This is a genomic window from Verminephrobacter aporrectodeae subsp. tuberculatae At4, from assembly GCF_000193225.1.
GTDB lineage: Bacteria > Pseudomonadota > Gammaproteobacteria > Burkholderiales > Burkholderiaceae_C > Acidovorax > Acidovorax aporrectodeae.
The window spans coordinates 1-6,721 of record NZ_AFAL01000511.1 but is presented as its reverse complement, the minus strand read 5'-3'; the positions used below and the strand labels follow the sequence as shown (position 1 = coordinate 6,721).

Below are 6,721 nucleotides of genomic sequence, written 5' to 3'. Positions count from 1 at the left end.
CGCGCTCGACGAGACGCGCCGTTTCGTCCTCAGCACCATTGCCCACGCCTTGCGCGCGCGCAGCGATACCCGGAGCGAACTGGCCTCGGTGCAGCGCCAGATTGCCGTGCAGGACAAACGGCAAGCGCAGTTGCAGGAGAAGCTGGCGTCTCTGGAGGCGCAGGAAACGCAGTTGCGCGAGCAGCTGAAGCTGGTCGAAAAGCGCCTGGAAGACAGCGACGTGGCGCGCGAGAAGGCCATGCTGGACAACCAGATTCAGTTGCAGGCCGACCAGTTCCGCCTGCACTGGGCGCACGTGCAAGAGGCGGCACGCGGAATCGGCGGCATGGCAGAGCAGCTCGAACAGCTGCTGGCGCTGGACCTGTCCGCCGTGCCGGCGCTGGCCGCTGCCGTGGAACTTCTGCGCCCGGCGGCCACGGCCGTGCTCGGGCCCTGGCCGGTGATGGCCAGGGCCTACGCGCGCGAAGCCCGACTCGACGTCGAACTGCCCGCCTTGGAACTGGAAACCTTCGATGCGCATCTGGCCAGCTTGCAGCGCAGCGTCCACGAAGGCGAAGGGTCGGTACAAGGCGCCGTGGTGCAGGCGCTGGCCGACGTGGGGATGCGCCTGCAATCGATCGCCGACGACGCCGGGCAGCTCGACGCCGAACTGCGCGTGCTGCAAGCGGGGCGCGGCCTGGGGTTGCCCGCAGCGCGCGAGGCCACGGCCGCCGTGGCGCTGATCGAGCAGGAACTGCCGCAGGCCCACCCGCACCTGCTCGCGCAGTTGGTCGAGCCGCGTCCCGGTACGCGCTGGCAAAACGCCATCGAGGGCTACATGGGGGGCGACCGCTTTGCGCTCATCGTCGAGGCCGGATTCGAGGCGCGCTGCGCGCGCCTGGTCAGGCAGCGCTACCCCGTGCGCTCGCCCAAGGTCGTGCAGGGGCGCAAGGCCATGGAAGACACCGAGGGCCGGCAGCTCGAGGCGCGCGCGGTGCTGCACGAGCTGGTGTGCGAGCACCCCGTGGCCAACGCCTTCCTGATGGCGCAGTACGGGCGCGTGCGCAAGGTGGACAGCGAGGAAGAGTTGGCCCGCACGCCGCAGGGCCTGATGGAACAAGGGCTGGGCAGCCGTGGCTACGGCATGTTCGCCTGCCGGGCGCGCGACGACGAACTGAGCCTTGGCGCAGCCGCCCGCGAGCGGCGCAGGCAGTGGTGCGAGGATGAGCTGGCGCGGCTCGCGCGCGCGACCCAGGACCTCAAGGCACTGCGCCAATCCCTCCATGCCATCGCCCGCATGTTCCACGGGGCAGCGTTCACGCCACTCGCGCCCCTGCTGCTCGCAGTGCTCGAAAGCCAGGTGCAGCACGCCAACGCCGAACAGGCGCTGAAGGCACTGGACCTGTCGTCGATCGACGAGTTGCTCGCAGAACAGACCCATCTGAAGCAGCGCATCGAAGCCGTCAGAATCCAGCACAGCGAAGAGCGCGAGCAAGTCGGCGCGGGCAAATCCGCGTTGGGCAGCCTGCGCCGGCGCGAGGCCGAACTCGGGGCCCGCCTGCCCGAACTCGACAGCGCCTGCAGCAACGCCAGCGTCTGGGCGTCCCGCTTTGCCCGCGCCGTTCCCGAACTGGCCACGCAGGCGCAGTTGCTCGCGCAGGCCGAGGGCATGGCCGAGGACGCCGAAATCACCCTCGACGCCCTGCGCCACCGCGCCCTGGCCCTGCGCGAGAACCTGCCGCGCACGCTGCGCGAGTTGGCGCAGGCCGTAGGAAGCTACCTCTCGGGCGCACGCGACGACGCCGAGCGCTTCGCCTGGACCGACCCGCCACGCAGCGTCGATCGCCTGGACGAACTGCTGCCCCTGGTCGCGCAGACCCAGCGCGCCATCGCCGAGCAGACGCAGCGCCAGCGCGCCATCGGTCTGGCCGAGAACGCCAAATCGCTGCACGAAGCCGAGGCCAGCTTCAACCATGTCTTCACCAGCAGTTTCTGCTTCAAGCTGCGCGACGACGTGAAGCAGGGCGCCGTCACGCTGCAACGGCTCAATCGCTACCTGCAAGACATCCGGTTCGGCAACGACAGCTTCAAGCTCGAATGGAGCTGGATCCCCCGCATGCAGAAGGTCTACGAATTCTTCGAGGCGGTCGAGGGCGTCGTCGAAGGGCTGGAGCGCGAACGCGGATCGATCTTCGCGGCGCCGCAGCTGAGCGACGAACAGCGCGCCAGCGCCGAGGACATCCGCCGGCTGCTGCTGGCCAACGACCAGGGCGCGAGCGAACGCGCGCTCAGGGAACTGGCCGACTACCGCAACTACCGGCGCTACGACATCGTGCGCAGCAGCCCGGTCGGGCAGACCCGGCTGTCCACCTGGGGAACCGGATCGGGCGGCGAACTGGAGACGCCGTTCTACGTCGTGCGCTCGGCCGTGCTCGCGCACGCCTTGGGGCATTTCGGCCGCGAGCGGCGCGAGGCCCCCGCGCTGCGGCTGATGCTCAGCGACGAAGCCTTCTCCAAGATGGACGAATCGCGTTCGCGCAGCGTGCTGCGCTTTCTGTCGCAGACGCTGGGCCTGCAACTCGTGGTCGCCATGCCCACCTCGAAGTCGGGCGCCGTGAAACCCGAGTTCGACAAGGAGTTCACCTTCTCCAAGGTCATGGCCCGCCGCGATGGGCGGGAACTATTCATCAGCGAGGCACAGGAGAAGACGCTCAACCGGCAGGCACTGGCCCAGCTGTGGGACGCCCACGCCGCGCAGGCACGCGAGGCCGCGCGGGCCGTGCACGCAGCGCAGCACCAGGCCCCCGGGGACATGCCGCCAGAGGCGGCGCCGGACACGCAGGCCACGGGCTGACCCCTGACCCCATGCCCTTGCCTGCCCACCCCTTCCTGCAACGGCTCGCGAAGGCCTTGCTGCAAAGGGCCGAGCGCTCGGGCAGCCCCGCACGGGTGCGCCTGCCGCTGGATCGCAAATGCGCACCCGAGCTGTACGCGCAAACCGACGCGGAGCAACTGCAACGGTGGCTGATGCTGCTCGACGATCTGTGTGCCACCGGCTGGGTGGCGCTGCTGCTGAACCCGCCGCGGGATTTCGCCGCGTTCACCGAGCGCAACCCGCGGCTCGAACTGCGCGATTTCGATGCGCTCGCCGCCTGGGCCGGCTACCGGCCGCAGGCCCTGCGCTGGCAAAGGCAGTGGCTGGAACACTTGGCCGCGCATTGGGCCGCGCCCGGATCGCTCGTCCCGTGCGAGCCACAGGCCGTGCTCGACTACCTGGCCCGCAGCCCGCTGGCCTGCGTCGAGGATTTGCCGTTGGCGGAGGCGACGCGCAGCCTCGACGCCTTGCGCGCGCTGTGCCTGTCCGGCAGGACACTCCCGCTGCGCGAGGCCTCGGCGCAGGTCTTCCAGGGGCGCTCCAAGGTGCTGGACAGCCGCGAGGAACTGCTGCGCTTGATGGGCGCGGCGCCTGGACAGTTCCAGGAAGCGCCGATCCAGCTTCTCGTGGCACTGCCCGACGTGGACCGCCCCTTCGGCGAGGTGCTGTTCATCGAGAACCTGGTCACCTTCGAACGCATGGCCGAGGGGCGCGCTCCGGCATGGGCCGCCAGCCTGCTCGTCTACGCCGCGGGGTTCAAGGGCAGCGCCAGGCGTCTGCGTTCGCGCGCAGGCTGCAGGCCGTATGTGCGCACGCCGACCGCAGCCACGGCAACCACGGCGGGCGTCCAGCAGGTCGAGGAATGGCTGTTCGCCGACGCCGCCCGGCCCGTGCGCTTCTTCGGCGACCTCGACTACGCCGGCATGCAGATCCTGGCCAGCCTGCGCGACGTGTTCCCGCACGCGCAGGCCTGGGCGCAGGGCTACGGCGCATTGGCCGGGTTGCTCGAGCGCGGCGGCGGCCACCTGCCGGCGCACGCCGGAAAGGAATTGCAGACCGACCCCGGGCAGACCGGCTGCTGCCACGCCGACGCGTACCTCCTGCCGCTGATGCGCCGGCATGGCCGCTTCATCGACCAGGAAGCCTTCGACCCCGATGCGGCAGCCTGAGCAAGGCGCCAGCAGACCCCGTGAAAAATACGATTTTTGTTTCTTTGTATTGCGCCAATGGGCCACATGAGAAAATCGGGTTATCGTGGCGGCCCAAGAAAACGCCTGCAAAGAGAGCTCCGCCCCCCAAGATCCAAGATCGGCCCCAAAACCAATAAACACGCGGCAATCCGACCCCGCTCCGGGGAACCAGTACGATCCCACCATGCCAAGCTACAACGCTCCCTTTGAAATCCACGTCCACGGACAGGTCCCCCTGCGCGCCGATGCGAGTCTCGACCAGATCCAGGATGCGCTCAAACCCCTGTGGCAGTACGCCGGAGCCCGCTCGCTGGCCGACGGCGCCGCCAGTGCCTACGAGGAAGAGCCCGGCATCCGGTTCGACTCCCAGGAACACCTGCTGCAGATCTGCTGGACGGTGCGCGGCGACGAAGACTTTCGCCAGTCGCTCGATGAGATGTGCATGGCCCTCAACGAGTTGGCCGAGCAGGGCGCAGCCATCGAGGTCACGTTCTACGACGCCGATTTCGATGAAGACGACGACGCCGCCGATGAGGACGACGACGTCGAATCGCGTGATGACTTCATCATGCTGTTCGTCGGCCCCACGCCTGCGGCCATCATGCAGGTGCAGCGTGATCTGCTGGTGCAGGACGTAGTGAACATGATGGAGCGCCACTTTGACGGAGCCGAACTCGGCGGCGTGGTGGCCGAGATCGACAAGCTGTTCAGCCAGCGGTTTGACGAGTTGACAAACTCGCTCGAGATCGGTAAGTCGCCGCGCGGCTCCGGCGGCTCCGGAACCGGCCATGGCGGCGCAGGAGGGCGCCGCCCGCGCCATCTGCACTGATGCACTGAACGCGCCGGCCGCCCCGGAGAAGGGGAATCAGGGCACGCAGACCGTTTCGCAGCAGCTGGCAGGAAAGTCCAGCCAGCGCTGCGCCGCAGCCTGCAACGCATGCGCCGGGCCGGTGCTCAGCAGGCGCATGGGGAGGGCGTCTGCGCAGGCGTCCTTTTCCTGAGCTGCCTGGCCACTGCCCGCCCCGCCCGGCGGTGGATGCAGCAGGCCCGCAGCCTCCAGCAATTTCCCGGTCTGGCGTGCCACGGGCGCGCCGGCCTCGACGAAGCGCACGTCGGGCCCGAGCAGTGCCCGCAGCTCATGGGCCGCGAAGATGTAGTGCGTGCAGCCCAGCACCAGGGTGTCGATCTGCCCGGGGGCCTTGCCGAAGGCTGGCATGGCGTGGATGTAGCGCGCGCACAGGGCGCCGGTCCCGCTGGATTCAGCGGCCGCGTCCGGTGGCTGAACTACGCTGCGCTCGATGGCATGGGCCAAGCCGTCGCATGGTTGCAGAACGAAGTGCGCCTGGTCGGCAAGCGACGCGAGCAGCCTGCGGAACTTGGCGCTGCCGAGCGTTCCCCGGGTGCCGATGACGCCCACATGGCCCGTGCGCGTGAGCGCGATTGCGGGTTTCACGGCGGGCTCCAGGCCGACCAGCGGCAGGTCCGGGTGCATGCTGCGCATTTCATGGATCGCCGCCGCCGTGGCGGTATTGCAGGCCACCACCAGCGCCTTGACGTGCTGGCATTCGCGCAGGTAGTGCGCGATGGCATGCACGCGCGCGCTCACGTAGGCATCACCCCGCTCGCCGTAAGGTGCGTTGGCGCTATCGGCCAAGTAAACGAAGCGTTCGTGCGGCAGGGCGGCGCGCAACGCCCGCAGCACGCTCAGACCGCCCACGCCGCTGTCGAACACGCCAATCGGTTGCAGGGGCGAAGCCGCGCGGGGCTGCGCGGGGGTGACGAATGCCGGGTTCAAGCGATCGGGCAAGCTTGCACGCGGTTTCGTCACCCGCCAGCGCAGCGTTTTCTTGCTTATTTGGTGGCGCTGGCCGCGGCCTTGGGGGACGCAGCCTTTTTCTTGGAGGCCTTTTCATCCGCGTTGGCGCCCGCGGGTTTGGCGTCCTTTGCATCGGCCTTGAACTTCTTGCCGTTCACGGTCAGGCCCTCGTCAGAGAACTTGGCGGCGGTCTTTCCCCCGACGCCGCCCACGCGCTTGACGAAATCGCCCCAGTCCTTGAACTCGCCGCTCTTGCGTTCCTCGACGATCTTTTCCGAGAGGCTCGGACCGATTCCCTTGATTCCCTCCAGTTCGGCTGCGGAAGATTTGTTCACGTCCGCTGCGGCAAACGCCGCGGCGGCGTACAGCATGGTGATGACGAGCAGTATCTTTTTCAACACGGTGGATTCCTTTCGCTTGGGTTGCAGATCACAAGTTCTGGCAACGGACCGGCCGTGTGCTCACGTCACCGGCCACCCTGCCAGTATTGCGCGGGAGCATGGCGCAGCGGCGGGTCAGGTGGCAAACCGGACACTGCCCGGTCGGCAGGGAACTGAGGCTGACGCATCGACCTTCAGCTGTCCAGGCTCCGGCGGGCATTGTAGCGACCCTGCGTGCGGCACGGGGGTCGGCTGCGTGCATGAGGCGACAACTACCTTGGCGTGCACCGCCTTGGCGCGGCCCCGGTGGGTGTTCTGACCATGCGCGCGCAGCACCCGCGCGAAGCTGGACTCGCTGGCCAAGTAGACGCCTTCGTCGGCGAGCATGGGCACGATGCGTGCCGGGGGCATGTCTGCAAAGCGCGGTTCGTTGGCCACAGCCAGCAGTTGGGCCCGCTCGTGCGGGCTCAAGGCATGGCTG

General features: G+C 68.4%; 5 protein-coding genes and 1 pseudogene. 3 read left to right on the top strand and 3 right to left on the bottom strand.

The annotated features are described in order from the left end of the window. From VTU_RS27910 to VTU_RS0117425, 3 genes are all read left to right on the top strand, one after another. On the top strand, positions 1-2,833 hold a 2,833-nt coding region (locus VTU_RS27910), incomplete at its 5' end, for an SbcC/MukB-like Walker B domain-containing protein (protein ID WP_010106534.1). Positions 2,834-2,844: 11 nt separating this feature from the next. Further along, positions 2,845-4,023: a Wadjet anti-phage system protein JetD domain-containing protein gene (locus VTU_RS0117430; protein WP_010106532.1), complete on the top strand. Its 1,179-nt coding sequence runs from the start codon at positions 2,845-2,847 to the stop codon at positions 4,021-4,023. A gap of 205 nt (positions 4,024-4,228) precedes the next feature. After that, positions 4,229-4,873: a DUF6806 family protein gene (locus VTU_RS0117425; RefSeq protein WP_010106530.1), complete on the top strand. Its 645-nt coding sequence runs from the start codon at positions 4,229-4,231 to the stop codon at positions 4,871-4,873. Positions 4,874-4,909: 36 nt separating this feature from the next. Here VTU_RS0117425 and murI read toward each other — a convergent pair whose 3' ends face one another. From murI to VTU_RS31820, 3 genes and pseudogenes are all read right to left on the bottom strand, one after another. Beyond that, positions 4,910-5,839, bottom strand: coding sequence for a glutamate racemase (gene murI, locus VTU_RS0117420; RefSeq protein WP_201766158.1), 930 nt, complete (start codon positions 5,837-5,839; stop codon positions 4,910-4,912). 56 nt (positions 5,840-5,895) lie between these two features. Then, positions 5,896-6,261 (bottom strand): ComEA family DNA-binding protein, encoded by a 366-nt coding sequence (locus VTU_RS0117415; protein WP_029554521.1) that lies wholly within the window; start codon positions 6,259-6,261, stop codon positions 5,896-5,898. Between the two features lie 267 nt (positions 6,262-6,528). Continuing rightward, a pseudogene (locus tag VTU_RS31820) lies at positions 6,529-6,721 on the bottom strand (IS3-like element ISAzo10 family transposase); the annotation flags it as partial.